Raw genomic sequence first — 26,595 nt, 5'->3', positions numbered from 1 at the left:
ATTTTTTACTCGGAAACATTAAGTGTGCTGAGTCCCATTTGGTCGTTATAATAAAAATGAACTCCACTTTTTTCGCGTGGTGAGAAACTGATTTCGCCATAACGTCGAGAAAGTTGTTCCGCTGACTGGTATTCATTTTCACGGCTTTCTAAGGATTGCTGATAATCACGCACTAGCCATAATCTCTGTTTTAGTGGCTCGGCCAGTGGCTGAAAACCTATCCCATATTTACCATCAACTTTTACCCAACCACTGTCTTTATCATATTCACAAAAATACGGGTTATTTTTTGCTGATAAAATCAACGATAAACACATTGTTGGTTCACTTTTTCTAAATGAAAAAAACTGCTGAGAAAGAGCTGTTAGCCCCCAAGCCCCACAGGTATATCCCCAAAGCGTGTTAGGTGTATTTAACGGAGTTTCTATTGTTTGAGAAAGCAGGCGTGAATGCGTTGTTGTTTTGGGTTTAAAATCGGTAATATCGCCCATCAATCGCTCGATTGATGCGTGTTCTAAACAAGCCAAACTGTTTTTTTGCTGACGTTTCCAATTCGGGATTTGTTGAATTCTAGGGATCGCATCGACAGAATTTTGCAATTGCGGCTCATCCACCAGCTCACGCAGGTCATGGGTGAATAGCCGTAGGTTTAGATTGCCATTTTCATAGCCCGGTTTATAAAAAACATCTTGTGGTTTTTCTTCAATAAAGCCTTTCCAGTTATATTGCAACAAGGCAATATTGGGGCTGCTAATTTCCCCCTCTCGGTGCCGATGCACTCGCCCAGCCATTTGGATAATAGAGCGATAAGAAGATGGTTCAATTACAGCCCAATCAAAGTCGTGGTCGCGTCCGACTTCCTCAACAGGTGTTGCTACTAGAATAAAAATAAGCTGTTTCGCGTTACCTTGCTGATGAACATGGTCGATATGTTGACGAATGACGGGGTTTTGGAAAGCCTCCGGGGGCTCCCCTATTTTTTCTTTGCGCTTCAATACCGCATCAAGGTGTTTTTCTTGTTCATGACGTAGCAGCAGCACTTGCTGACTATGGTAAGCCATCGTGCGAATTTCTACTCCTTCCGGCCATTCGCTCGCTAATAAATAATGGGTTAATACAACGCAAACGGGGATATTGGCAACACGTACAACACCAAAGGAGACTTGCAGTTGGGTTTGCTTTTCAGTGCAGAAATGCATTTGGTGCAGGCCTAAGATCCCCTGCTGAATATGAGAAAAATATTGCGTTTGTCGATCAGAGCCTTGTTCTTTTTGCATCGGCACAATAAACGCTTTGCGACGCGCTGCCTGTGATTGCAGCACTTTAATGCGTTTTTCAATAAAAGTATGGTGGTATTGACGGTAATGATTAAGAGTAATGTCATCATCTACAGCCGTGATGGTTGCAATTTGGCATGAACGCAAACATTTATCTTTCTTCCCGTCATATTGCCCCTCATCCACCCATACGCACCCCACTTGCAGTGATTTTTGTTGGCTAAGTGCATGTATTCGCCAACCTAATTGGTAAGCCTTAAAATAGAAAAGTGCTAATGTTGGGGGAATAGTAGCAGATGAAATCATCACCTTACGGCCCAAGGCCCCAGCTAGATAGACTAAACGCCCAATCGCTTTCGAGTCATCCCCCGTAAAATCATCAATCTCATCAATCACTAAGTCAGATGACATTAACCGCAGGTAAGGGAGGATATAACGCCCACCTCGCGTGGTTTCTGTGGCACCCATTATATGGTCTATGGTGCAGGCTAAGATCGGCGCGTACAGCAACGCTCTGTCTTTTGACCTTGTTAATACCGTAGAGAGCTCTTCTTCCGGTAAACTGCCTTGCCAGTTTAGTTCTAACCTTTCATCATCAAAAAGGCTTTCTTGGGACTCAGAGCCTGACTCCACTGACAGAGGCTGTTCTTCAATGTTATTTTGTTGTTCTTGATGGAGTTCTAATACCGCTTTTGAACCAATCAGCACAGCAAGGTTATCATCTTCGACGCCTAATCGGTCTCGATATTCATCCCCTGTTTGTAGGGTCAGTGTTCGCAGCCCTAACGCTAAAATAAACCGCAAACTTTGTTTATCTTCCGCTAGCGCCTGCATAATTTTGGCATTAGCGATTGTCTTACCACAGCCGGTACTCGCCATATTAACAATAAAATACCCTTGCGTTTTATCTTGTTGTTCTTCTCGATATTGATTAATGGCGTTAACTGCATCTTCCTGCCAGCTAAATTTCCCTGTGGCATGTTTATTGTGTTTAAGTTCGTTGATGTCACTTGCGACAGGCGGCTCAGTTGCGAAGAATGGTAAGTATTCCGTGACGTTAGCCGCAATATTAGCCACATTCACTAAGTGTTCATCGAGCCGTTGCTTATATTCAGTGTGCCCATGCAAACGTTGGGTATTGGCATATAATGGAATATCTGACTGCCATGTCGGGTCAGCCTCTTTTGATGAATAATTATGATCCCCTAACATCAAACATAAGCGCGCCTGTTCCGCAACCAACCGCCAGCAGCCATTCTCTAACGCTTCGTTTAACAGAGGAAGTTGATGCTTAAGGTGTTCTGCCGCCTGACTGAGTGCTTGTTGCCATACTTTTGACTCGCTCAATAAGCCATATGGGAATTCAAAACATTGATGAATACGCTGTGAATAATCAGCTTCATTATAGTAATTTTGGTAGCCCCACTGTTTATCCACTGTCTCTAACAGTTCTGCTAACGAATCATAGGCTTTATCTGCATAGAATAAACGTTCTTTATCATTCGCTAAAAACGGTAATCTATGATGAGAAACAATCAACCACACCAATAACGAGGCCGCATCAGGTAATTGGCTGAGTGGTGTTTCACAATGATTATTTTCCTTTACCCACGTTTGTAATTGCAGCTCATGCCATGAGGAGTTAACTAGTGCATCAAGCCAGCTTTCGTCTTGTTGCGGATCACCTTGGCTTTTTACCAATGCACTGAATAATAATGAAGAAACCCATTCATGACGTAGCGGATCCCCTTTAAAATGGTTTTTACTGTGCGGGTTTAATTTGTCTTGAAATAACTGAGAGGCTTTTCCCCAGTCATGAAGCAAGGCAGCTAAACGCGTTAATGCATTGATTAACGGCAGATATTTCCAATTATTTTCACGTTCACTAGCCAATAAGGACTTTTCTGTTCGGTTAACCGGAACATACCCCTGCGAGTTAAATTTATTTTTGTTGCCAACCACCCAAAGTAACTGGCTGCGCGAACGAGAACGTATCCAATGGCAGCTTACCGCCGTATTACGGCTGGCACTACGACGCAACAATTTTTGAACCATTTGCAAACCCTCTTGTGTGATCAAGGTTTGCCATGTGTTATCACCAATTCGGTTAGCAAATGCATCTAACACTCGCCGAGTTCGTTTTAATGCATGCTTTTCACATTGAGAAACAAAGGTAACCATCATAGGGACGTCACCTGTTGTGGATTTTTTGTTGCTAGTAAAGCCAGTGACTTGACGGTATCGAACATAAAATCAAGGGATTGATGGTCAACAAAGGATTGCAAAATTTGCTGGCGAAACTCTTGCTCACTCGCCCCTTCTTTACCGCAAATAAATGCCCACGGCAAAACAATGGCATCTTTAATTAAATCAGCAATATCAAAGACTAAAGCCCCATGACGAGTTTTACCGTGCATTACCGCAAAGCCATGAGGAATACCTAATACCCAAAGGCAACTCGCCGCCAATCCATAAGCCAAATAATTACCATGATTTAAAAAGTCATTAGCCTTGTCGGTGGCTTGGTGCTGACGCGTAAAATTCTTTTGCCCCGTATTATTCGCTGCATACTTATACAAGGTTTTAGTCAGTTGGGCTTCGGTGAGTAATAATTCTTGTGTATCTTGGGCTGCGTCAGTGCGTTGGTGAAAGATGTTTAATGCGGATTGGATAGTGCTGTCGTTATAGGTAAAACCTTCATTTTGTAGCTCACGTGAGCTTTGCCATACTTGTTGTAAGTACTTGATGCGTGACCGCTGTAATTTTTTAGCCACCGCTAAACGTTTTTCATCATCAAACCAAAAAGATAACCAGCCTTGTAGGTATTCTGTTGGCCGATACTCCCCTTGTGGCGTTAGCCATTCAACTTCGGTGGACATATACAGTGGCGTTCCCCCACCACCACAGAAGCCAACGAGTACCCCTGCTTGGGATAGCATTCGCATCGCCGCCTGAGTGACGGAGGTTCCTGTTCCCAGTAATAAAACTGTAGTATTCGCAATCGGGATATTGAAATAGAGGTTTTCGTTTTTGGCTTCGGTAAAATAGAGCACTCGACCGTCTTTTTGCATCACTCGGCAATGTTCCAAGTAATACATATTGGCACGTTTTGAATGCAAAATAGTTTTTAAGTCACTCGGCGAGAAATCATCCATAAACGCTAAATTTCGTCCTTAAATAATAAGATTTTTGAATCAATTAATCCTATTAGAATAAGCTTTAACTTACGAAACAAGCCTTAACCCATGACTAAAGTCCAATTTGCGAAGAGTTTCACAAAATGGTGAGTAAAAAATACCTCTTTGATAACTTTTTTATGCGGTTTATGGCAGTGACCTCGACAACTACACACATCTATTCAGGGAAGACAGAAAATTCAGGCTCAAGGGCGGCTTTCGCTGTAACCAACGCTTATATCATATTGATGCTGTGGTATAGGGTTAGTCAATGTCGAGTAAGAATAATTGATATATATTTTGATGCTGATGTACTACGACAGTAAGGGAATGTGGTCTTAAATCATTTATCAGTAATATTTAAGTTGAATAACTTACAATCATAATTATTATAATAGCTATGCTCTTACTTATAAAATTTAAGTGTGAAAATTAGAAGATGAATATATTAAGAAAGATAAATAGATATAGAAATGAAAAAACAAAAAAAATCAAGTTTAAACTGAACCTATGGTTTATGAAGCTTTTTTATAAAAAACAAAACATTGATGTAAATGATTGCAATAACGTATGCATTTTCATGCACGCAAAGGCTATAGGAGATGCTATTATTACATCAGGTCTAATTGAAAAAATTAGGTCTAGTGGTAAAAAAGTATACGTTATTGCTCCAGAAGAATTAAGTTTTTTATTTTCTGATATTATCGGGAATGATGGTTTTTATTCTTTTGATAAAAAGAAAATACCTGAACTAGTGAGTGAATTAAAAAAAGTTAATATTGATCTAGTTATTGATATTTTTGATTTTGACCATTCTATACGCCATAGGTTAAAAACCTTATTTCTATTAAACCCTGCAAAATCAATTGGTTTCGATCAGCCTAAAGCAAGTATATACGATATAAATCTACACAGTGACGGTGGGTCTCATTTGACTGACCGAATGAGAAAGGTTCTAGACTATTTAAAGCTAGATACTAAAAATTATCAATACAAATTATCTTTTGATAGTGTCAAATTTTCGTCTGCTCATGACTATGCTAATTCAATAAAAGAAAATAAAAAACTAATCATACTTAATCCTTATGCATCACAAAGTGAACGTTCTTTTTCAATGCAACAAATAAATGAAATAATCGAGTATCTAAACTCTCTAAACGATTATAAAACAGTTGTTTTTAATTTAGGTCATAATATTAACTGTGAATCATTAGAAAATGTGGTGTTAAATCCATATAGTGATGCAGGAAACTCTTTCGCACTAGTTGAAAATGCTGATGTGGTTGTTTCTGTAGATACCGCGATTGTTCACTTAGCAAGTGCTTTTAATATAAAACAATATTGTGTCTATAATAATAAACGTAATGTTTTAAATCAGAATTGTAATATTATTTTTGGTGCTAATAGCCCGAATGCAATTCAACTAACGACTAGTGATAATCTTGGTCTTGCGATAGGTGATCCTATGAGTAAATTTGATGTTAATCGCTTAATTAATGCTATGCGTAAAGATTTAAATTAATACTGCTAATTAACCCCATAAAATAGAGCCGTTGTAACAATCGGCTTATTATCATATCAAGTTTTTTTACTGACACAAGATCATTACCCCCCATTTTTCTTAATGTTCTCCAAGTCTTACGTACATGTACTCTGCAATATCAAGAAATAAGTAGACCCGTTCTACATCCCTATCAGTATTCTAACTTGTGCGTTTTTATGTTTATAGGCCCCGTCCAGTGTTATTTTTTACAATATTCAATTTTTAGAAGTACTTTCTTTAAAAATAGATCTTTCAATCTATAATATTGATAATTTCTTATTTTTTTCCGAAGTCGACTTCTGTATTTTTCTCTCGATTCTATTAATGGTAGGCGCTCTTGCTCAATTAAAGAAATACTTTTAGTTTCATCATCATAAGGTATGACTGACGGTATAAAACAATATATATTAGCACAGTTGAAATATCTAAAATACCACCACATATCAGCTTCGTACTTAATTGGGGTTTGGAATGATATGAGTCTTTTGGCTGCTTTTTTGTTGATAATGTATGCATGAGAGCGAATAGCTTGATAAACTTTGAAAATATTGTTATCTAGTTTTTGATTTTTTATGTAACTATCAACGCATGATAATAAATAAATGTTTGGCTTAGTTAATTTATCTATTTTTTTTATTTTAGATACTACATATTCGATGTTATGAGGTAGTGTGGCATCATCTTCTAGTACTAATGCCTGCTCAATGTTTTCATCTGCCATTTTTTTATAAATTGACAAATGGCTTAAAACAAATCCAATTTCACCTTTTGAAAGCATACAATTTGGATAGTCATAAGTAATCTCTTTAAGCTCAGTGTCTGATAGATCTTTCCCGTTTATCGCATTGATAAATTCATATTTCAATTTAGTTTTATCGAGCTGAATTTGTATTTTCATTCGACGTTCAGAACTTTCTTTCAGATTGATAATAAAAACAATCATTTGTATACCTACATATGTGAGGTTTAAACTGCTATACTTAATGAATTATAGCCTAGAAAATATGGTACTTACACGCTAATGGCTATGACTAAATCGATACTGGCTACGACTTTCAAGTTGCATGCCTAACTCTTTCACTTTTCTATCAGTACTTAAAAAATCATAGGCTACTACTTAACCATTGTGAAACATTAGGGAATTCATACTATCAAATAGTAAAGTCATCTAACAGCAAAAAGCTACCGTTATGGTGGCTTATCATCTATTTCAAAATACATATTGATGTTCAAGTGAAATTAGATATCTAGTTTAGCTTTGTTACAAAAAGAAAACCCTAAGGAAAATTTAAAAGCGAAGTGCCCCCCAATAGTTGGACAACCAATTACTACCGCGCTTTTTATGCCAAAATACAGTCAATACAATGAACAATTAGCAATACCAATAGAATTTTTTAAATCTGAGACTCGAGCAGCATTATGGACTACAACGCAAAAGCTGATTCAAATCTGTTTGGGGGGTATAAAAAATCAAATAAGATATCAGCCAAAATTAACCTTCATTAATTTTGAGTTCGCTTCTAGAGATGGTATCTACATCTGACTTTCTAAGCTGCCTGTATGGCAGTGAACTTTCAGCAGAGCAAGCGATTCAAATTCAAATTTTTCTAAGCTGCCTGTATGGCAGTGAACAGAGCGGATTAAAACTGGCTGTAAACTTGTAATTTCTAAGCTGCCTGTGTGGCAGTGAACGAATTTTGAACGTAAAAAAACCGCAATTAAGCTTTCTAAGCTGCCTGTGTGGCAGTGAACATGTTCGGCGGTAAACATAACGACATGATGATTTTCTAAGCTGCCTGTGTGGCAGTGAACCTAACATTTCAAAAGTTCGGTGCGCAGCAGATTTTCTAAGCTGCCTGTGTGGCAGTGAACACTACAAACTAACATCAAACATAAGGATAATGATTTCTAAGCTGCCTGTGTGGCAGTGAACGGCATAAACAAAATTTAGGGGGTAGTATTGGTTTTCTAAGCTGCCTGTGTGGCAGTGAACTATAACTTTTGTAGATTAAAACAAATAAAAACAACGTGCTAACTTTAAAAAATGAAAAATAGCTTTATTTTCAGTACTGGTTGCAACTTATTGTTTAGTGAATGAATTTTTAAAGAGCAAAAATCAAAGGTCAAATTAGGGTAAAACAAACGCAAATTTATGCAATATGAAAAACACAAATAGTGAACTCAAACTTTGAAGTAGTGACTAAAAAAACCAAACAAAAAAACCGCGCTTGGATCACTCCACAGCGCGGTGAGTAAAAATAATATTAAATAATTAACGGCTACCGAAAAGTGACATGCTATTTAAGTCTTTAAAAATACTTTGTGAAGCTTCAAACATCGCTTTTTCTTTATAATAATCTGTGGTGGTGCCAGTCCAGTTAGTTTCTAACAACTCACTTTTACGGGCTGCGTTTTGAATTGAGCGCGTGTCAGCTAAAAAATTCAATTTATCAATTTCTTGTAATTGTAAACCTTGCTTAGCTTCAATATTGGAAATTTGATCTAATGCAGATTTAATGGCACGGTTCGCGTCACCTAACTCAGATTGCGCTTGGTCTAAATCTGCTTGAGGTGCGCCTTGCAGTGGTTTTTTCAGTGACTCAATACCCGTATTCAGCGCTTTGAAAATATTGACAACCCCGTTACTGTCCGTATCAAACACTTGCGCGCCAGTGAAATAAGTCGTCATCTCACGGTCACTCGCCACATTCTGCATAATCGCTTTGTCGCCACCGTGATACAACACATCACCGTTAGCATCGATTTCAAATGGTGGTTTATCTGATTTAAAACCCGCGAAAATATATCGGCCATTGCCATCAGTCGAATTGCCCAACGCCACTAACTGCTCTTTCAGCCCCGTGAGTTGCTCTGCCAAGGTATTACGGTCTTTATCGCTTAAACTACCTTGGTTTGATGCCTGAATAATTGTGGTATCGATTTGTGTCGTCACATCTGTCATCTGAGTCAAAATGCTCATCTGCAACGTCATTCCTGTTTTAGCAAATCCACGACTGGCAACATACTGTTGATTACGGTCTTCTGATTGGTTAATCCGCACCGCTTGCGAAGACGCTTGCGGGTCATCAGAAGGCTTGCTTACACGTTTACCAGACGCTAATTGGCTTCCTGCATCCATCCAACGCGCTTGAGCGCTGTTCATGTCCTGCAAGCGTTGGTGATAAATCATATTAGTACTTAAACGCATCGCTAAATCCTTATTCTATCGCTAATATTTAGAATGCACGCATCAATGCGTTAAATAAATCATCCACTGTTTTTAGCACTTGCGCATTGGCATTGAAAAACTGTTGGATTTTCTGCATCTGAATACTTTCTTCATTCATATTCACGCCAGAGATAGCTTGCTCTTGTTCATAGAAGCTTTCTGTCATTTTGTTCTGTGTTTCAGAATCAATTTGCGCTTGCTTGGTTTTGCTGCCCACATCATTAACTAACGTTGCATAGAAATCAGAAAACGTGGAGCTACCATCAATGAGTTTTTCGTCTTGCAGTTTAACCAGTTGTTTAATGTTTTCATTATCACCTGGGCCGCTGTCTTTACTTCCAGCAGCTGCGAAATCAGATGCATTGCTTACCAAGACCTGCATACCGTTGATCACACCACTCACTGGCTTCACCAGAAATGAGTCGCCTTTAGACATACCCGTGCTATTGCTGATTTTGATTTCTAAACCATCAAATTTCAGTGTACCCGCAGTATTGGAATCTACAGGAACTTTAATGCCTTCGGGTAAACGTGTGACATTCCATTCATTGCCGTCAAAACGCATTTCGTAGTTATTGCCTGTCACTTTAGACACATCGCTATAACTGAGATCAAAATCTGCTTTGCCACTATTATGGGTGTTACTAACAACGCTGCCTTTACCCATTTCAAAGAAGTCTTTACCAGTGTTACCGTTGGCATCATAACCTTTGCTATGAACTTCATTGAATTTAGTCGCGAAAACCAATGCTAACTTATTGAGTTTTTGATAAGCAGGGTCCATGACTTCTTGACGAGAACGCAAGATACCACTGAGCTCCCCACCACGGAATGATTCATCAGGGATTTCACGCGCTTGGCCATTCGCCCCCACAAAACCTATACTAAAACGGCTATCATCTTTAGAAGACGGAACCGCTTCCAGGCGATTCGCTTTCTCACCAGTGACTAACGGCAAGCCATTGGCAAACGTCACGTTATAGTTTCCGTTTTGCTCAATAACCTTCACACCAACCAATGAGTTAACTTCATTGACTAAACGGTCACGCACATCTAATAAATCGTTTGGCTCTGAGCCACTTACTGAACGGATCCGCGAAATTTGCTGGTTTAAACCGGCAATTTTTTCAGCGTAGATATTGATATCTTTGACTTTATTTTCTATCTGATGATTCGTATCGCGTTCCATTTCCTGCAGACGACGATCTGCTTCTTTAAACTGGCTCAATAATGCATTTGAGTTGCCTAAAAAAACGTCAATCAATGTCTTGTCACTGGCATCACTGCTGGCCGCGTCTAACGCAGTAAAAAAGCTGCCAATATTACTCGAGATATCTTCGATATCATTAGTAAGCAAATCATCAACTTTATTACAGTTCTTAACGTACGCCTCATAGTCGCCGCTACGCGCGCGGGATTGGCTGTACTGCGCATTGACAAATTCATCAAACTCACGGCGAACATGGCTGAAATAAGTGCCGTTACCAAAATAGCCATTAGGTGTCATCGTACCGGGATTCTCCCCGAAAACAGCACTTTGGCGATGATAGTAACCTACACCTGCGTTGGCTAAGTTGTTAGAAATCACACTTAACCCGCCTTGTGCAGCGTTCACACCACTGAGCGCATTATTCATTACATTGTTCAGCATAAGCTTTTCCTGTTCTGGATGCTTATCGCCGCCATTGGCTGACACAATAAAAGCGATAGCAACGCAAAGTATTTAGAGCATATTTGGTTATCGGAAATTCAGCGTATTTATTTAGCCCAAACTCGCAATAATTCCGTATTTTTAGAAAATATCGTTCAAATCGATGGTGTAAGCCTGAACCGCCCTTGACGTCGAGAGGCTACTTGTCGGTTGATGGCCGCGTATTTGATTAATCAAAGTGATAAGCTTGTCCGAGTAACCGGGGTCTGTGGCATATCCAGCTTGATGTAAACGGCGTGCGGCAATCTCTGGTGTCGGTGCTTTTTTGACATCTTTATAACGCGGGTTTTCGGTCAATAGGTTGATATAATCGGCAATCGCCTCTTCATAAGAGCCATAAACGCGGAAATCATCACGCATTTTGATGGTTTTGCCGTTAATCACTTCTGTTGTCATAATATTCGTGACAGGCCCTTCCCAGTTTTTTCCCGCTTTTATCCCAAATAGGTTATGGCTGGTTTTTCCATCTGATTTCAGAATTTCGCGCTGCCCCCATCCACTTTCTAATGCCGCTTGTGCCAATACCAGAAAATGTGAAATACCACTGTTTTGGCTTGCCGCTTTTGCGGGTTCAATTAAGCGGCTAATAAAATTACTGCTATTAAGTGATAAGGCTTTGATTTTTTGGAATGGCGCCGATAGAGCATCGCCCATTGGTGCAAAGTGGCGCATCATTTGTTCCATATTAAATGGTGGTAATGATTGTGCTGTTTTTTCATCTAACGCTAGTAAGCTGTTGGATGTTGGCTCGCTTGAAGTATGTTGGTCTCGAGTGAGCTGTTGGTACATCATTTCCCCAAAACCTAAGCCTTTTTGCGATAGATCTTGGGCGATTTGCTGGTCATACATACTGGTAAGCATGCGCGTTTGGTCGCTGGAAAATAAACCATCTTGCGGAAGTGCGTCACGCATACTTTTTAGCATCAATTGAACGAATGTTGCCTCAAGTTGCTGCGTGACGTGGCGCAGCCCTTGCTCCGAATTTTTATTCAGTTCACCTTTTAACTGCCCCAGTGACTGTAAATCAAATGCGGCACCTTGCAATAGCTGCATGTCACTCATTAGATGATCTCCAGTTTCGCACGTAAACAGCCTGCACTTTCCATCGCTTGCAGTATCGACATCAAGTCGTTTGGCGTTGCACCGAGTGTATTCAGCGCTTGAATGACTTGGTTTAATTGCACACTGGCGTTGACTTTTTGCAATGCTCCGCCCCTATCTTGTACTCCGACACTGGTGTTTCGTGTCACCACGGTTTGCCCACCCGCAAATGGGGTGTCCGGCTGGCTCACTTGAGTTTGCCTTTCTACCGTGACCGCTAAACTACCGTGTGCAACAGCACAGCTATCTAGTGTGACACTGCGGTTAATCACCACAGAGCCGGTGCGTGAATTGAGGATCACTTTCGCTTCAGCCACTGGCGCACGCACATTCAGTTCTTGCACTCGTGCTAAAAAGCGCACTTGGTCGCGATTATTGGCAGGAACCAGTAATTGCACTGTCCGAGAATCTAACGCAGACGCGGTTCCCATACCGCCCATTCGGTTAATTGCATCCGCAATATCTTGTGCCAATGTGAAGCTATCTTCGTTTAATTGCAGGTTAATCGCACCACTTTGCCCGAAACTGCTCGGCAACTCACGTTCGATAGTTGCTCCACCGGTAATACGACCGCCATTGAGTTGATTGACCTTAATACTACTGCCGCCGCCACTGGCACCCGCACCACCCACTAAGATGTTACCCTGAGCCATCGCATAAATTTGCCCATCAACCCCTTTTAAGGGAGTCATCAACAACGTACCGCCACGTAAGCTTTTCGCGTTACCCATTGAGGAAACGACAATATCCACGGATTGCCCTGTACGTGCAAAAGGAGGCAATTTGGCGGTGACCATGACCGCAGCTACATTTTTCAATTGCATATTGGTACCCGGTGGCACCGTGATGCCCATTTGCGACAGCATGTTATTCAAGCTTTGGGTCGTAAACGGCGTTTGCATGGTTTGGTCACCTGTCCCATCAAGACCCACAACTAAACCATAGCCAATCAACGCGTTATCTCGCACGCCTTGAACGGTAGTTAAATCTTTAATACGCTCACTGTGTGCTGAAAAAGCGAAGCAAAAAAATAGTGATAGCAAAATTAATACGTTGTTTTTCATTAAATTATCTCGGCTGTTTTCTCGCTAATGTTTAATTAATAAGGCGAAACATTTAAGAAAAAGCGTTGTAGCCATCCCATGTTTTGCGATTCGTTAATATAGCCGTCACCCACATATTCAATGCGTGCATCAGCGACTTGTGTCGAGCTCACATGATTGTCTGAGCCGATAGTGCGCGGGTTAACCACTCCTGAGAAACGAATCGACTCCGTTCCCTGGTTTATCGCAATACGTTTCTCACCAACCACATGTAAGTTACCGTTCGCCAATAATTGGTCTACAGTGACAGTGATGGTGCCTTTAAAGGTGTTGTTGGCATTGGCACCGCCTTTGCCGCTAAAGTCACTGTTACCTTTAATATCTAATTCTGTGTTTTTACCGCCAATCCACCCTTGCATGAAACCCGGTAAGATCGCAGCTAAGAAACCTGTTTTCCCACTACGATTGGCATTCGCTGAGGAGTTTTTGCTCGCACTCACGTTTTCTTGCAAGTTAATGGTCAAAATATCGCCAACATTACGAGGACGCCTGTCTTCAAACAATGGTTGATAACCATAGTAAGCGGGTTGAGCGCTTTGAAATATCGAGCCATTCGGTGCAGGTGCTGTCGGTGCTGTTGGGATTGCCGTGGTTTGGGTGTCCACTAATGGACGCGATTTGATTTGTGCACAACCGCTGGTAACTAAGACCAAAATGGCAAGTAACCCTGCCTGTTTAGGTGTTATGAAACGTGTTAGCAACGCTGCTTTTTGCTGTTGAGAAATCGTGCCGCTTTCAATCATCATGTTACTCTTTTGCTGCTGTGTACGTTTTATCATCACGAAGAGGTCCCTCTCATTAATAACTCATCACTATCGCAATGAGTTATTTCTACGTATTTTTACCCATTACAATTGCGTTAATCGCTGTAACATTTGGTCAGAAGCGGATACCGCCTTACTGTTGATTTCATAAGCACGTTGAGTTTGGATCATGTTGACCAACTCTTCTGCCACATTGACGTTAGAGGTTTCTAACATGTGTTGATAAAGTAAACCTGCGCCATTGGTACCCGGTGCACTTTCATTTGGTGCGCCCGAACTGGCGGTTTCCATATACAGGTTTTCCCCCATACTTTCCAAACCAGCATCATTAATGAAGGTGGTTAATGTAATTTGGCCAACTTGCTGCGGTTGAGTATCCCCATACACAGTGACAGATACAGTGCCATCTCGCGCAATCGTCAAACTGTTAGCGTTATCGGGGATCATAATCGCTGGGACAATTTGGTAGCCACTGGATGTCACTAATTGGCCATCTTGATTACGTTGTAATGCCCCATCTCGCGTATAGGCATCTGTACCATCTGGCATTTGCACATGGATAAAACCTTGGCCTTTAATCGCGATATCTGTCGTTGTTCCAGTTTTATTTAATGCACCTTGGGCGTGAATACGCATAGTGGCAACAGGGCGTGACCCCGTTCCCATTTGTAAACCCGATGGTAACGAAGTTTGTTCTGAACTCATGGCACCCGGCTGGCGAATATTTTGGTACATTAAATCTTCAAAAACAGCGCGTTGGCGCTTGAAGCCATTGGTACTAACGTTGGCTAAGTTATTCGAAATAACATCAAGGTTAGTTTGTTGGGCATCAAGCCCTGTTTTAGCAATCCATAATGAGCGGATCATAATAATTCCTTACTGTATTTAGCTAACAGCGAGCAGTTGGTTCGCCCGTTGTGCATTTTCATCAGCACTGCGGACAACTTTCATTTGCATTTCAAAGTGCCTTGCATTAGCAATCATCGAAACCATAGCTTCTGCCGCATTGACATTACTGCCTTCAATCACCCCCGCAGTGACAATTCCGCGTTCACTTTGTGGCAAAACATTGCCATTTGCCGCTTGCCCTTGTGGTGATAAATGAAACAAGCCATCTTCGCCACGGAGCAAGTCTTGAGGCTGTGCTTCAACCACTTTCAAACGCCCAATTTGCCCTAACATCGTTGGTGGGTCAGTGGCTAAAAGCGCGGTAACTGTCCCGTCTGCACCAATGGTTAATTCTGCATTTGGCGGAACGTTAATTGGCCCACCATCACCTTGTAAGCGACGTTCGCCAATGACAAGTTCACCTTCACTAGACACTTGAATATTACCGTTACGGGTATAAGCTTCTGTGCCATCTGCTAACTCAACAGCCAAAAAGTGCTTATCATTCAACGCAACATCAGTTTGTTTACCCGTATAATTGAGCGGCCCTTGGCTCATATCAGCACCGGGAGTAGAAGCCACCACCAGTGTTCTGGTTTGCTCGCTGTCACCATTTATCGGTACGGCACGCATTGCGGACAATTGCGCTTTAAAGCCTGCGGTTGACACATTGGCAATGTTATTTGAAACAATCGCTTGGTTTTCCAGCGCATGACGCGCTCCTCCCATCGCGGTATAAATGACGTGATCCATGGCCACCCTCTTGTTTTATCGTAAATTAACTAGCGTCTGTAACATCTGATCTTGTGTCTTGATGGTTTGCGCGTTTGATTGGTAATTACGCTGCATCACAATCATGCTAATTAACTCTTGGCTCATATCCACGTTAGAAGACTCCAACGCACCGCTGGTTAATTTACCGAACTGGCCGACACCCGGAACGCCGTCCATCGGGTTACCTGACGCATTAGAAGAGGCCCAAACGTTGCCACCTTGGGAGACCAGACCATTTGGGTTTGCGAAAGCGGATAATGCCACTTGACCAACCACACGTTTTTGTTGGTTAGAATAGTTAGCGGTAATCAAACCGTTATCTTCGATTTTAAAGGTGGTGTATTCACCGGCTGGATAACCGTCAACATCAATCGCACTAACGGAAGACTCGCTGACTTTTTGTTGGCGAGTCTTACTTAAATCAACGTTTAATATTCCATTATCAGCGCCATTTAACCCGTTATACGCGAAAGCAAATGTGGCTTTATCTGCGTCTTTTAACTTACCATTACCATCAAACTCTAGTTCACCCAGTTTTTTAGCTTCAGTTTCGTTAGCGTCTTTCGCATAAGCGGTCCATTTGTTATCTGACTCTTTAACAAAGTACACTGAAATTTCATGGGTATTACCCTGACTATCGAAAGCGGTCATTGTGGTGCTAAAGTTATACGTTGCTGAATCATCAGGCTTTGTGATGTCAAATTTCTTATCTTTAACTTTATCTTCAGAATTAAGGTTTATCGTCAGTTTCGCTAACTCAGATTTTTTCGCATCCATCATATCCGTTGGGATATTCAAGCCTTCAGGTACACCACCACTTTGGATGGTAACATTGCCTTTTTCATCAACACTCGCGGGGTAACCTGTGACTACCATCCCTTGGTTATTGACTAAATTACCGCTTTTATCGCGTAAGAATTGACCATCACGGCTGTAGTAAGTATCACCGTTTTGGTCTTGTACGCGGAAAAAACCATTACCTGAGATGGCAACGTCTGTCGCTCTATCCGTGCGCGTGATTGGGCCATCTTTAAAATTTTGGGTCACTGCGGCCACATTGACACCTAAGCCAACACCTGAGCCTGCAAACATATCGGCAAATGAGGTCGTCGCGCCTTTAAAACCATTTGTTGCGGAGTTGGCAATATTATTACCAATTGAATCAAGCCCCGCTGAGGCTGCATTTAAGCCACTGACTGCTTGTGAAAAAGACATATTTTCTCCATGAGTATTGGGGGTAAATTAAGAAGATGGATAAACTTTGAAAATGCTGCTCAGCGGGACACTTTGCCCAATGCCAACATCAAGTAATGGTGCGTCAGAGCCTGGGGTCACACCGTTAACACGGGTATACCCCAGTTTGGTCACTTCGATTTCAGCCCCTGAACTGACGGCTTTCACATCAAAGTAATATTTTCCTGTTGTATCCGTGACCAAGTTGCCGTTGTTATCACGACCATCCCACGCCATATCATAGATATCGGGTTTAACTTCCGTATCATAGGTAATGGTTCGCACAACCATTCGGTTTTTATCGCGAATAGTAATTTCAACGTTGTCCGCCAATTTCGGTAAAAAGAACCCAAACGGCGAGGAAATATATTCAGATTGCGGCTCTTCACCGCCCTCTTCACCTGCAATAGCACCTTTGTTACTAAGCCCAAACATTGAAGGGCTATTTGGGCTGATGCCCTCGTCAGGAAGCGGGTTTGATGGCTTAGTCACATTGCTGTCTTCGCCTGTGCTCTCTTTCTTGAGTGGTGCTAAAATGATTTCATTGCGCGGAATAAGCACACCTTTTCCGACAAGCTGAGTGGCTTGTAATGACTGACCTGAACCAATTTGTTGGGAAATGCCACTCACGCTATCGCTGAGTTTATTCATGCTTTCAAGCGTGGCAATTTGTGCCAATTGACTGGTTAAATCCGTATTTTCCATTGGTTTTGTTGGGTCTTGGTTTTGCATCTGCGTGACAATCATTTTTAAAAAAGTGTCGCGCATATCGTCACTTTGACTTTTCTTTGGCACATTGCTCGCAGCCGGCTCAGGGCCAGCTATCGAATTGTCCAAAGAGTCGTACATTGTGGCTGCAATTCCCATGAAAACGCTCCCTTACTGGCCTATTGTGAGTGTCTTTTGCAGCAAGGTTTTTGCTGTATTCATCACTTCTAAGTTGGCTTGATAGCTACGGGAGGCTGAAATGGTATTGATCATTTCACCAACCATGTCGACATTCGGCATTTGCACATAGCCTTTTTCATTCGCTGACGGGTGACCGGGCTTATATTCCATACGGGGTGGCGTAGGGTCTTCTATCAGCTCACTCACACGCACGCCTCCCACTTCGTGGCGCCCTTGTGGTGCCATTTGAAAAACGACTTGTTTTGCACGATATGGTTGACCATCAGGCCCTGCAATACTTTCTGCGTTTGCCATATTGCTCGCACTGACATTCAAGCGTTGAGATTGCGCGGTCAATGCAGATGCAGAGATATCAAAAATACTCAGTAAAGCCATGAAGATTACCCTTGCTGTAAGACAGCCAGCATACTTTTGACGCGGCTATTGATGAATGTAAGGTCGGCCTGATATTTCAGGGTGTTATCTGCGAATTGGCTGCGTTCAATATCCATATCTACCGTATTACCATCCATTGAGGTTTGGTAAGGAACACGATATTTCAGGTCAATATTTGGCGCTTTGCCCCCTCGCCCTTCGATATGTCCTTTCGACGTAACAGCGAGCGTCACGCCTTTTCCCCCTACCACACCTTTATCCATGGCTTGTTGAAGTTGACGATTAAAGTCAATATCACGTGCTTGGTAGCCGGGGGTGTCGGCATTAGCAATGTTTGAAGCTAATACGGTCTGCCTTGCTTCGCGTATTGACAAAGCCTGTTGCTGGAAAGCAAACGTGGCGTTTAATTTATCAATCATAGTGGGCCTCAATGGAAATAACGCGATCCTTGAATTTGAGCGTTCGTGAGTAAAAATTAAAATTCGACCCGCATATCTTAGCGGCCTACTAAAAAATCTAATGGCGAGATAAAGGCAAAATAATTGACCTATTTGGCTCATTCATTATTACGGAGCTGCGTAAACTGCAATCGTGAAAAAGTTTGTTTGTTGGGGGGAATACAACGGGATGTATTACGCTAAAAAAATGCCATTATATATGGTAATCAGTTTGTTAGGGCTTACTCCAGCGCTTTCTGAAGCGTCGTTACCCCAAGATATCAACCATTATTTTCGCCAAATTCATGGCAAGAAAACGCACATTTCAATAGAAATTAAAACCCCAATTGAGCGTTGGCCAACTTGTGAGTACCCTCAAATCAACCCACCTATTGGTGGACGCAATATGGGTAATGTTTCCCTCCCAGTACAATGTGGCAAGAAAAAACAGTTTATTCAGCTAACGGTGAATGTTACAGGCCAGTATTACGTAGCCACACGTAATATAACCAGAGGGGAATCTATACAGTTTGTTGATATCGGAACTAAAAAGGGCTTATTACATAAGCTACCAGCAGGCGCAAGCACCGATAAAATCGCACTTCGCGGAGCGATCGCCCTGCGCAATATTCCAGCCGGACAAACATTCACAAAATCAATGACAAGACAACCATGGGCAATAAAAGCGGGGCAAACGGTATTTGTGTTCGCCAATGGTGATAATTTCTCAGTGAAATACGAAGGCAGAGCGATTAATAACGCCACTGCCGGCCAAAATACCCGAGTGCGCTTGTTAAATGGGCAAGTTGTGAATGGGGAAGCGCTCGAAAATGGCAGTGTTCAAGTGGCATTAAAATAAAAACAACCCCACTTGTACTCTAAATAATTCAAGTGGCAGCTAGGCAACAAGTGAAGATAGACCGATGAGCATACATGAGTATGTGATCCGGCGAGCTGAGCGCAGTCAACAACACTGCAGATTGAAGTATCACGAGTATATACTCTAAATAATTCGAGTTGCAGCTAGGCGACAAGAGAAGAGAGACCGATGAGCATACATGAGTATGTGATCCGGCGAGCTGAGCGCAGTCAACAACACTGCAGATTGAAGTATCACGAGTATTTACTCTAAATAATTCAAGTGGCAGCTAGGCGACAAGTAAAGATAGACCGATGAGCATACACAAGTATGTGATTCGGCTATCTGAGCGCAGTTAACAACGCTGCAACTTGAAGTATGACGAGTAATGCAATATTTTGTAACACTATACACACTAAAGATTCATCAATATAAGCCGATAACTCACATATGAAAAAAATCGGGAATAGGAAAACACATTATGGCTATTGAGCAAACATCTGCAATTTCTGCGTTGACTCAGGTGACAAACCGCGATCCACAAGATGCGGCTGCCCCGATGCGGGACAAAAAAGTGCCCACTAATGAAGTCGTTAAAGAAAGTTCTTTTGCTCCTAGTGAGCTACAAAAAAAATTATTGCAACCACAAGCAAGTGATATTAATAGTGCTAAAGTTGAACAAATTAAACAAGCAATCAAAGATGGCACCCTAACTATGGATGCTGAAAAAATTGCTGATGGCATTTTGCGCGATGCTCATGAATGCATGTTATCAATGAAATAAATAACCACTATGACTGACGAATTACTGATATTACTTGAGCAACAACTCGCCCATTTGCAATCATTACAAATAGTGATGAAAAATGAAGAGCTATTACTAGGTTATCACCGTGTGCCGCCTTCGCCTTTTCAGGAAACCACTGAACAAAAACGGTTTTTAGTTGCTGCGATCGGCCATGGTGAAACAAACCGCCTAGCGTTAGAAGCACAATCTGAGATCAGTGCACCTTATGAAGGCAATGATGCACTAGCAGGTGTATGGGAAGCCATTAAAAGCTTAACAACTGAGCTAAAAGAGCTGAATTACCGTAATCACCAAATGCTACAATTGCATATTGAGTTCAACGCTCAACGCCTCAATTTTGTGAAAAAACATAATAACCAATCCACTTATGGTGCGGATGGTTTAGAGTCAAAAAGCCCTGCATTAGGTAAGAAAATTTCGATCTAAGGTGTGTTTTATCCTGTCCAAAACACACCCGTCTTATCTAGTATTCATTTCATATCCCGCTCATAAAGGGTAAATACAGACAAAATCTCTGTAACAACCTCTTTTTATCATCCCCCCTCAATGATAAGTTAAGTAAATTTAACTATTTCATCTGAGATAACGTTTATCAATTAGACTATATCTCTTAAATACCACGGGGATAGATATGTTTAGGGCACCACCCATAAATGTAAACTCACACATTATAGATATTAGTATCGAACGTTTTTTTAACTATCGAACCATATTCAAAACAACAGATATGAACGAATTGCATGGCATTTACTGTTGGAATGAAGAAATTTCCACTAAGTTTATGTACTTGATTGGTATAATTGAAATCACGTTAAGAAACAAAATCCATAATACTCTTAGCCATTTTTATTTTACAAATCAATTAACTGTATGTAATAAAAAATTATCTGGTAATGCTCAGTCTTGTAATTGGTATGATTATCTAGGTCTGACACGCAGTAATAAACTTTTCAACGCTATTGATTCTGCGAAAAAGAAAAATGGCAAATATATTCAACCACCCCCTGCTCCACATAAAATAATTTCAACTCTAGAGAATGGAAAATGGGCGCATATTTTAAAAATTAATAAAACCAGCAATGGTGAAATTATTCCATGGGAACAAATATTTCCTAAAATTTTTCAGTATTACCCGTACTCTATCCATCAAAAGTCACATCCTAAAGATATAAAAAATCGACATAGAATCATTCAACGGCTGCTGCAAACAAATAAACTGCGCAATAGATGTGCTCATTTTGAACCTATATGGAAATTTGGTAACTTAGTTAATGAGTTTGATAACTCGATAATCAAAAGTGCCCCTGATGATATCACTTCAACGTTAAGCCGACTAAAGTTAGAGTATCGTCATTTAATCGACCTACTTGGGTGGCTATCTAGCGATATGCAATCCTACTACCTACATAGCTTTACTCATAAAGATTTAGTTCAGCTTATCCACATAGATGGATTAACCGCATTTAAACTCGCATCAGGTACAAAAAAGATAGCTTTGAGTAAAATCGGACGAAAGCACAATTTGAAAAAAGTCCTGCGTGATGGGCAATCTGTGTTGCTAACAGATAAAGGCAAAATTGTAGGGCGTTTTTTAGCCAGTTAAGTACAAAGAGGCCGCTCTTACTAGAGCGGCCTCTTTGTACTTTCTTTGCGTTTTGACGAGCATTCAAATACACGCCTTCGGTATAAGAACAATTTAGCTTCAAAACGACTACAGACTTATACTACATAACTCCTCAGATAGAAGCAAGATGATTAACTGCCACTAATCATCGACGTCATTCTTATCTTACGGTGGTCCGTCATTTCTAAATTCGACATAACCACCAGCTGCGGCAGGCTGCGACGCAAGAAACGCGATAAAATCAAACGCAAACCATGGTTGACTAATAATACCGTTGGTGCCCCCATCGCCTCTTGGTGTGCCACGGCTTGCTCCGCTTGAGTTTGAATAAACTGTGCCAAATTCGGCTCTAACCCACCGCCGTTCTTCGCGGCTTGCAGTAAGATCTGCTCAAGGCTAGCCTCTAAACCAATTACTTGAATTTCTTCTGCATGACCAAACCACTGCTGTGTGATTGCTCGGCCTAATGCAATGCGCACTTGAGATGTTAAGTAATCGGTATCTTTATTTTCCCCGTTTTCCCCGGCCATTTCGGCCAAGGTTTCAATGATGGTGCGCATATCGCGGATCACCACATCTTCCATTAATAAATTTTGTAGTACACGGTGCAAAATCGTTAACGAAATCGTATCTGGGATCAAGTCATCTGCCAGTTTTGGCATCTCTTTTTTCACACGGTCATACAGCATCTGTGCTTCTTGGCGGCCAAATAAGGTGCTGGAGTTTTGCAGTAAAATTTGATTAAAGTGAGTTGCCACCGCAGTACTCGCTGATACCACCGTATACCCTTGAATTTGTGCTTGTTCACGTAAATCATCATCAATCCAGATTGCGGGTAAACCAAACGCAGGCTCTTTAGTGATATCCCCCTGTAGCGTCCCCGCGGCATTGCCTGGGTCAATAGCCAGACTACGACCAGGCTGTGCTTCACCACGTCCAACTTCCGCGCCCTTAATCAGAATTCGGTATTCACATGGGGAAAGTGCTAAGTTATCGCAGATATGCACCACCGGTGGTAAATACCCCACTTCTTGAGCAAATTTCTTACGTAAACCACGCAATCGCCCTAATAACTCGCCTTGCTGTTCATTATCGACTAATGGGATCAACCGATAACCCACTTCCATCGCCAATAAATCTTCTAATTGCACGTCATCCCACGTGGCTTCAACCACTTTATTGGCTTCTTGGAAATGCTGCGATTGGCTATTATCTCCCGTGGCACTTTCCGGTTTCTGGGATTTACGCACTAAATACCAACCAAGGGCAGCCAATGCTGCGGTAAACAGCAAAAAGACAAAGTTAGGCATGCCCGGGATCAAACCGATTAAACCGAGAACTCCTGCACTCAACCACATCACGCGAGGGTTATTGAATAGCTGGGTGACCATCTGTTCACCCACATCTTCATCGGTTGCGACACGAGTGACAATAACCCCTGCCGCTGTTGATATAATCAAAGCAGGTATTTGCGCCACAAGCCCATCACCGATAGTCAGCAAGGTATATGTACTCGTCGCATTCCCCAAAGACATATTGTGTTGAGCAACACCAACAATCAGCCCACCCACTACGTTGATCACCATAATCATGATCCCCGCAATAGCATCCCCACGGACAAACTTACTCGCACCGTCCATTGAGCCATAAAAATCAGCTTCTTGTGTAACCTCTGTGCGACGCTTTTTGGCTTCATCATCACTGATGATACCCGCGTTGAGGTCCGCATCAATCGCCATTTGCTTGCCTGGCATTCCATCAAGAACAAAACGTGCACCCACTTCAGCAATACGTCCGGCTCCTTTTGTGATAACCATAAAGTTAATCAATACGAGGATAATAAACACCACTATACCAATTGCAAAATTCCCCCCCACCAAAAAATGGCCGAATGCTTCGACGACTCGCCCGGCAGCATCTGGTCCTGTATGGCCTTCCATTAGGATGATCCGGGTAGAAGCGATATTCAAAGAGAGTCGCAGTAAAGTTGCAAACAGTAATATGGTTGGAAAAGCGGCAAAATCCAACGTACGCTTGGTAAACATCGCCACTAATAACACCATAATGGAAAGCGCAATATTAAAGGTAAACAGTAAATCCAATAAAAATGCCGGTAATGGCAATACCATCATCGACAAAATCAATAAGATAAGAACCGGCCCGGCCAGTATTTGCCACTGCGTTCCCTGTAAATTTTTCGGCAATTTTAATAATGAAGCCAAATTAGCCATCGCGATTGTTATCTCCAGCAAAGTCCAGCGTCGGTGGCACTGGTAAATTTTTCGGTTTTTTTGGTCTGAGCCCACCTTCACGGCGCCAACGACGCAGTTGGTAAACCCATGCTAAAACTTCTGCAACCGCTGCATATAATGCAACAGGAATGCTTTGCCCTATCTCTGCGTGGCGATATAGCGCACGAGCAAGCGGCGGTGCTTCTAACTGTAATATTCGGTGCTCTTCACCAATTTCTTTGATGCGCTGAGCCAATACGCCTGCCCCTTTCGCTAATACTTTTGGTGCCCCCATTTTTTTGTCATCATATTTTAGGGCAACCGCATAGTGTGTCGGGTTAGTGACAATAACATCCGCACTTGGGACATCCGCCATCATTCGGTTACGCGCAATCGCACGCTGCTGTTGACGGATTTTAGCTTTAATTTGAGGGTCGCCCTCTTGCTGCTTGAATTCATCTTTGATTTCTTGGCGACTCATGCGCAATTTTTTCAAATGGGAGCGAAACTGATAAAAAACATCAAAAGCCACCATAGGAATAAGCAAAAACACAATTAAATACCCTGCAAAAATGACTTTCTGCAATGCATTACTTAGCGCCGTAACGGGTGATTCCATGACTAAATGCAGTAATGAGGGCCAACTTTGCCAAAGAAAAATAAATGCCCCTAACCCCACAAATAACGATTTCAAAATCGCTTTAAATAACTCCGATAACGCATTCATAGAAAAAATACGTTTTAGCCCTTTGATTGGATTTAACTTTTTCAAATCAAATTTAATCAACTTGCTATTGAAAACGAGTCCCCCCACTAACGATGACGCAGAAATACCCACTAACGCTAACCCGCCGATGACGGGTAATAAAGCAAATAACGCCTCACTCACAACGCGCCCTAAGTAACTGAGCATCAAACCTGTATTTTGCAAGTAATGGCTATCAAATATAAAACCCTGCCGAGCAATTTGCCGTAGCTGTGTCGCCAGATGCCCACCACTTAGCCATAGCAAGCTCACGCCAGCTAACATCATCATTAGCGAGCTAAGTTCTTTTGAACGAACGATTTGCCCATCATCTTTGGCTTTTTGCTTTTTATGGGGTGTGGGTTCTTCTGTTTTTTCTACATCACTCTCGTCGGACACCGCGGTTCCAAAATTTAATGAAAATACGAGTTATCGCTATAGCATGACAGAGTGTAAAAAAATCAATGGTGGAAAATAGACGCAGTTCAAGGGGGTTATTTGCCTATTGAGCAATAAGGCGGCAATTTTGCGAAGGGTTTCGCAAACATGAGCGCCCACTGAAGATAATCCTATATTTCGTATTAATAAAGAATAAAATCCCTATATGAGCAATAAGCATGCTAAATTACATGCGTATGAACACGTGTAATTAAGGAAATCCCATGAATACCACGGCTCAAAGAATGAAAAAAACCGTCAGTGTCACGGTGGCGCCTGAACTCTACGAACAAGCTAGGCAGGCAAAACTTAACCTATCTGCAATACTAACGTGTGCCTTGCAGGCTGAATTAAAACGCCTAGAAGCGCAGAAATGGAAAAATGAAAATAGAGAAGGTTTTAATGAGTTAAATAGGATCAATGAAGAACATGGATTACTCTCAGATAAATACAAGGATTTTTAATGCAATATTGCCTCTATCAAAATCGAAATAATGCTATCAAATACCCATATTTACTGGATATTCAAAGTAATATTATTGATATATTGAATACTCGCTTAGTCATCCCGTTATTCGATAGTAGGCTTGTTAAAAAACCATTACCTGTACGCTTAAATCCACAATTATCTATCAACGGGCAGGTTTTCATTTTAATGACTCACCAAATGGCTTGCGTCCCTTATTCATTATTAGGGAAAGAAATCGTTGACTTAAGTAGCCAACGAGACACCATTAAACACGCAATTGACTTACTTATTGATGGCTTTTAACGACAAAAGGTTATTATGGATACTTGCCACCTTGTTGCCCCAAATATCACTTTAGAAGATGCCCCAAAAGAAGCCTCACGTATGCTTAATTGGCTAAAACAGCAAGGTATTATCGACCCTGATTTTCAAGGTATCGAGTATGGTGAAGTGATTTATCGTCCTACCCCCGCTCACAAAGAACCCATTTTGTACGTAATTAATGATGAGATCGTGCCGACTCAGTTACCTGAAGGTACTTTGAAAAACTATTTATCTATCGTTACCGAACGCACTGTATTCCATGCAGGGGGAAATGGTCTCGGTATTTACTGCCCACAGTGTGCAAATGAACAAAGCGAACAGAGTCACGCATGGGGTGATGCGGTATCCGACTGGTATGAAGGAAAACCAGAAAATCTCGCTTGTTTATGTTGCGATTTTCATGCTCCTCTATCAAAGTGGCGGTTTGATCCACAATGGGCATTCGGCAATCTAGGTTTCAGTTTTCATAATTGGGATATACGCGATGATTTTGTTGACCAATTTGAGCAAGTTCTTGGCAGCCAAATTATCACGGTTTATCAACATGATTAGCAATTAAATTACCCACATCAATACT

The 26,595-nt window shown here is 41.6% G+C and carries 24 protein-coding genes and 1 CRISPR repeat array; of the genes, 8 read left to right on the top strand and 16 right to left on the bottom strand.

Annotated features, from left to right (window positions below; genetic code table 11):
* Positions 1-5: 5 nt before the first annotated feature.
* Entirely contained in the window at positions 6-3,461 is a 3,456-nt protein-coding gene (cas3f, locus tag G6Q48_RS13245) for a type I-F CRISPR-associated helicase Cas3f (protein WP_166266906.1), read from the bottom strand.
* Positions 3,458-4,432 (bottom strand): type I-F CRISPR-associated endonuclease Cas1f, encoded by a 975-nt coding sequence (cas1f, locus tag G6Q48_RS13240; protein WP_166266904.1) that lies wholly within the window; start codon positions 4,430-4,432, stop codon positions 3,458-3,460. Before cas1f ends, cas3f begins: the two co-directional genes overlap by 4 nt.
* Positions 4,433-4,892: 460 nt before the next feature.
* Between cas1f and G6Q48_RS13235 the strand changes: the two genes are divergently transcribed.
* The gene (locus tag G6Q48_RS13235) at positions 4,893-5,975 is read left to right on the top strand and encodes a glycosyltransferase family 9 protein (protein WP_166266902.1); all 1,083 of its coding nucleotides are present in this window, start codon (positions 4,893-4,895) and stop codon (positions 5,973-5,975) included.
* A gap of 220 nt (positions 5,976-6,195) precedes the next feature.
* Here G6Q48_RS13235 and G6Q48_RS13230 read toward each other — a convergent pair whose 3' ends face one another.
* The 12 genes from G6Q48_RS13230 to flgB form a co-directional block, all read right to left on the bottom strand.
* A complete protein-coding gene (locus G6Q48_RS13230; RefSeq protein ID WP_166266900.1) occupies positions 6,196-6,939 on the bottom strand; it encodes a glycosyltransferase family 25 protein in 744 nt (247 codons plus the stop codon).
* A gap of 601 nt (positions 6,940-7,540) precedes the next feature.
* Positions 7,541-7,989: a CRISPR direct-repeat array (repeat unit 28 nt; unit sequence TTTCTAAGCTGCCTGTGTGGCAGTGAAC).
* Between the two features lie 279 nt (positions 7,990-8,268).
* Entirely contained in the window at positions 8,269-9,204 is a 936-nt protein-coding gene (gene flgL, locus G6Q48_RS13225) for a flagellar hook-associated protein FlgL (protein WP_166266898.1), read from the bottom strand.
* 28 nt (positions 9,205-9,232) lie between these two features.
* Positions 9,233-10,876 (bottom strand): flagellar hook-associated protein FlgK, encoded by a 1,644-nt coding sequence (flgK, locus tag G6Q48_RS13220; protein WP_102139602.1) that lies wholly within the window; start codon positions 10,874-10,876, stop codon positions 9,233-9,235.
* A gap of 141 nt (positions 10,877-11,017) precedes the next feature.
* A complete protein-coding gene (flgJ, locus tag G6Q48_RS13215; RefSeq protein WP_166266895.1) occupies positions 11,018-11,998 on the bottom strand; it encodes a flagellar assembly peptidoglycan hydrolase FlgJ in 981 nt (326 codons plus the stop codon).
* Positions 11,998-13,101, bottom strand: coding sequence for a flagellar basal body P-ring protein FlgI (locus tag G6Q48_RS13210; protein ID WP_102139600.1), 1,104 nt, complete (start codon positions 13,099-13,101; stop codon positions 11,998-12,000). The genes flgJ and G6Q48_RS13210 overlap by 1 nt, the downstream gene beginning before the upstream one ends.
* Before the next feature lie 35 nt (positions 13,102-13,136).
* Positions 13,137-13,919 (bottom strand): flagellar basal body L-ring protein FlgH, encoded by a 783-nt coding sequence (locus G6Q48_RS13205; RefSeq protein WP_375373117.1) that lies wholly within the window; start codon positions 13,917-13,919, stop codon positions 13,137-13,139.
* A gap of 69 nt (positions 13,920-13,988) precedes the next feature.
* Complete coding sequence (gene flgG, locus G6Q48_RS13200) at positions 13,989-14,771, bottom strand: flagellar basal-body rod protein FlgG (RefSeq protein WP_166266893.1); 783 nt, start codon at positions 14,769-14,771, stop codon at positions 13,989-13,991.
* Between the two features lie 18 nt (positions 14,772-14,789).
* Positions 14,790-15,545, bottom strand: coding sequence for a flagellar basal body rod protein FlgF (locus G6Q48_RS13195; RefSeq protein WP_166266891.1), 756 nt, complete (start codon positions 15,543-15,545; stop codon positions 14,790-14,792).
* A gap of 15 nt (positions 15,546-15,560) precedes the next feature.
* Positions 15,561-16,781: a flagellar hook protein FlgE gene (gene flgE, locus G6Q48_RS13190; RefSeq protein ID WP_094961173.1), complete on the bottom strand. Its 1,221-nt coding sequence runs from the start codon at positions 16,779-16,781 to the stop codon at positions 15,561-15,563.
* A 27-nt stretch (positions 16,782-16,808) separates the two neighbouring features.
* Positions 16,809-17,666 (bottom strand): flagellar hook assembly protein FlgD, encoded by an 858-nt coding sequence (locus G6Q48_RS13185; RefSeq protein WP_166266889.1) that lies wholly within the window; start codon positions 17,664-17,666, stop codon positions 16,809-16,811.
* Positions 17,667-17,678: 12 nt separating this feature from the next.
* Complete coding sequence (gene flgC / locus G6Q48_RS13180) at positions 17,679-18,083, bottom strand: flagellar basal body rod protein FlgC (protein ID WP_004909868.1); 405 nt, start codon at positions 18,081-18,083, stop codon at positions 17,679-17,681.
* 5 nt (positions 18,084-18,088) lie between these two features.
* A complete protein-coding gene (gene flgB, locus G6Q48_RS13175) occupies positions 18,089-18,502 on the bottom strand; it encodes a flagellar basal body rod protein FlgB (protein WP_004255669.1) in 414 nt (137 codons plus the stop codon).
* A 238-nt stretch (positions 18,503-18,740) separates the two neighbouring features.
* On the opposite strand from flgB, the gene flgA reads away from it, so the two are divergent.
* From flgA to G6Q48_RS13155, 4 genes are all read left to right on the top strand, one after another.
* The gene (gene flgA / locus G6Q48_RS13170; protein WP_207393040.1) at positions 18,741-19,379 is read left to right on the top strand and encodes a flagellar basal body P-ring formation chaperone FlgA; all 639 of its coding nucleotides are present in this window, start codon (positions 18,741-18,743) and stop codon (positions 19,377-19,379) included.
* 481 nt (positions 19,380-19,860) lie between these two features.
* The gene (gene flgM / locus G6Q48_RS13165; protein ID WP_102139594.1) at positions 19,861-20,163 is read left to right on the top strand and encodes a flagellar biosynthesis anti-sigma factor FlgM; all 303 of its coding nucleotides are present in this window, start codon (positions 19,861-19,863) and stop codon (positions 20,161-20,163) included.
* A 9-nt stretch (positions 20,164-20,172) separates the two neighbouring features.
* On the top strand, positions 20,173-20,613 hold the full coding sequence (locus G6Q48_RS13160; RefSeq protein ID WP_166266887.1) for a flagella synthesis protein FlgN: 441 nt from the start codon (positions 20,173-20,175) through the stop codon (positions 20,611-20,613).
* A 205-nt stretch (positions 20,614-20,818) separates the two neighbouring features.
* Positions 20,819-21,790, top strand: coding sequence for an Abi family protein (locus G6Q48_RS13155; RefSeq protein WP_102139592.1), 972 nt, complete (start codon positions 20,819-20,821; stop codon positions 21,788-21,790).
* A gap of 152 nt (positions 21,791-21,942) precedes the next feature.
* Here G6Q48_RS13155 and flhA read toward each other — a convergent pair whose 3' ends face one another.
* Both flhA and flhB read right to left on the bottom strand, forming a co-directional pair.
* The gene (gene flhA / locus G6Q48_RS13150) at positions 21,943-24,042 is read right to left on the bottom strand and encodes a flagellar biosynthesis protein FlhA (protein WP_166266885.1); all 2,100 of its coding nucleotides are present in this window, start codon (positions 24,040-24,042) and stop codon (positions 21,943-21,945) included.
* On the bottom strand, positions 24,035-25,186 hold the full coding sequence (gene flhB / locus G6Q48_RS13145) for a flagellar biosynthesis protein FlhB (RefSeq protein WP_102139590.1): 1,152 nt from the start codon (positions 25,184-25,186) through the stop codon (positions 24,035-24,037). The genes flhA and flhB overlap by 8 nt, the downstream gene beginning before the upstream one ends.
* A gap of 263 nt (positions 25,187-25,449) precedes the next feature.
* Between flhB and G6Q48_RS13140 the strand changes: the two genes are divergently transcribed.
* From G6Q48_RS13140 to G6Q48_RS13130, 3 genes are read left to right on the top strand one after another with little or no spacing between them, the layout of a single operon-like run.
* Positions 25,450-25,689, top strand: coding sequence for a type II toxin-antitoxin system CcdA family antitoxin (locus G6Q48_RS13140; RefSeq protein WP_102139589.1), 240 nt, complete (start codon positions 25,450-25,452; stop codon positions 25,687-25,689).
* On the top strand, positions 25,689-25,997 hold the full coding sequence (locus G6Q48_RS13135) for a CcdB family protein (protein ID WP_166266883.1): 309 nt from the start codon (positions 25,689-25,691) through the stop codon (positions 25,995-25,997). The genes G6Q48_RS13140 and G6Q48_RS13135 overlap by 1 nt, the downstream gene beginning before the upstream one ends.
* Positions 25,998-26,012: 15 nt before the next feature.
* Positions 26,013-26,570, top strand: a complete 558-nt coding sequence (locus G6Q48_RS13130) for a hypothetical protein (RefSeq protein ID WP_166266881.1) — start codon at positions 26,013-26,015, stop codon at positions 26,568-26,570.
* Positions 26,571-26,595 lie beyond the last annotated feature (25 nt).

Source organism: Providencia sp. M-27 (assembly GCF_011077905.1).
GTDB classification, from domain to species: Bacteria; Pseudomonadota; Gammaproteobacteria; order Enterobacterales; family Enterobacteriaceae; genus Providencia; species Providencia huaxiensis.
The sequence above is the reverse complement of the archived record's forward strand: the minus strand, read 5'-3'. Positions and strand labels throughout refer to the sequence as shown.

What these genes read in the sequence shown, in the direction of transcription:
- cas3f (WP_166266906.1), bottom strand. Translation starts at nt 3,461, where the DNA reads ATGATGGTTACCTTTGTTTCTCAATGTGAAAAGCATGCATTAAAACGA.
- cas1f (WP_166266904.1), bottom strand. Translation starts at nt 4,432, where the DNA reads ATGGATGATTTCTCGCCGAGTGACTTAAAAACTATTTTGCATTCAAAA.
- G6Q48_RS13235 (WP_166266902.1), top strand. Translation starts at nt 4,893, where the DNA reads ATGAATATATTAAGAAAGATAAATAGATATAGAAATGAAAAAACAAAA.
- G6Q48_RS13230 (WP_166266900.1), bottom strand. Translation starts at nt 6,939, where the DNA reads ATGATTGTTTTTATTATCAATCTGAAAGAAAGTTCTGAACGTCGAATG.
- flgL (WP_166266898.1), bottom strand. Translation starts at nt 9,204, where the DNA reads ATGCGTTTAAGTACTAATATGATTTATCACCAACGCTTGCAGGACATG.
- flgK (WP_102139602.1), bottom strand. Translation starts at nt 10,876, where the DNA reads ATGCTGAACAATGTAATGAATAATGCGCTCAGTGGTGTGAACGCTGCA.
- flgJ (WP_166266895.1), bottom strand. Translation starts at nt 11,998, where the DNA reads ATGAGTGACATGCAGCTATTGCAAGGTGCCGCATTTGATTTACAGTCA.
- G6Q48_RS13210 (WP_102139600.1), bottom strand. Translation starts at nt 13,101, where the DNA reads ATGAAAAACAACGTATTAATTTTGCTATCACTATTTTTTTGCTTCGCT.
- G6Q48_RS13205 (WP_375373117.1), bottom strand. Translation starts at nt 13,919, where the DNA reads ATGATAAAACGTACACAGCAGCAAAAGAGTAACATGATGATTGAAAGC.
- flgG (WP_166266893.1), bottom strand. Translation starts at nt 14,771, where the DNA reads ATGATCCGCTCATTATGGATTGCTAAAACAGGGCTTGATGCCCAACAA.
- G6Q48_RS13195 (WP_166266891.1), bottom strand. Translation starts at nt 15,545, where the DNA reads ATGGATCACGTCATTTATACCGCGATGGGAGGAGCGCGTCATGCGCTG.
- flgE (WP_094961173.1), bottom strand. Translation starts at nt 16,781, where the DNA reads ATGTCTTTTTCACAAGCAGTCAGTGGCTTAAATGCAGCCTCAGCGGGG.
- G6Q48_RS13185 (WP_166266889.1), bottom strand. Translation starts at nt 17,666, where the DNA reads ATGGGAATTGCAGCCACAATGTACGACTCTTTGGACAATTCGATAGCT.
- flgC (WP_004909868.1), bottom strand. Translation starts at nt 18,083, where the DNA reads ATGGCTTTACTGAGTATTTTTGATATCTCTGCATCTGCATTGACCGCG.
- flgB (WP_004255669.1), bottom strand. Translation starts at nt 18,502, where the DNA reads ATGATTGATAAATTAAACGCCACGTTTGCTTTCCAGCAACAGGCTTTG.
- flgA (WP_207393040.1), top strand. Translation starts at nt 18,741, where the DNA reads ATGGTAATCAGTTTGTTAGGGCTTACTCCAGCGCTTTCTGAAGCGTCG.
- flgM (WP_102139594.1), top strand. Translation starts at nt 19,861, where the DNA reads ATGGCTATTGAGCAAACATCTGCAATTTCTGCGTTGACTCAGGTGACA.
- G6Q48_RS13160 (WP_166266887.1), top strand. Translation starts at nt 20,173, where the DNA reads ATGACTGACGAATTACTGATATTACTTGAGCAACAACTCGCCCATTTG.
- G6Q48_RS13155 (WP_102139592.1), top strand. Translation starts at nt 20,819, where the DNA reads ATGTTTAGGGCACCACCCATAAATGTAAACTCACACATTATAGATATT.
- flhA (WP_166266885.1), bottom strand. Translation starts at nt 24,042, where the DNA reads ATGGCTAATTTGGCTTCATTATTAAAATTGCCGAAAAATTTACAGGGA.
- G6Q48_RS13140 (WP_102139589.1), top strand. Translation starts at nt 25,450, where the DNA reads ATGAATACCACGGCTCAAAGAATGAAAAAAACCGTCAGTGTCACGGTG.
- G6Q48_RS13135 (WP_166266883.1), top strand. Translation starts at nt 25,689, where the DNA reads ATGCAATATTGCCTCTATCAAAATCGAAATAATGCTATCAAATACCCA.
- G6Q48_RS13130 (WP_166266881.1), top strand. Translation starts at nt 26,013, where the DNA reads ATGGATACTTGCCACCTTGTTGCCCCAAATATCACTTTAGAAGATGCC.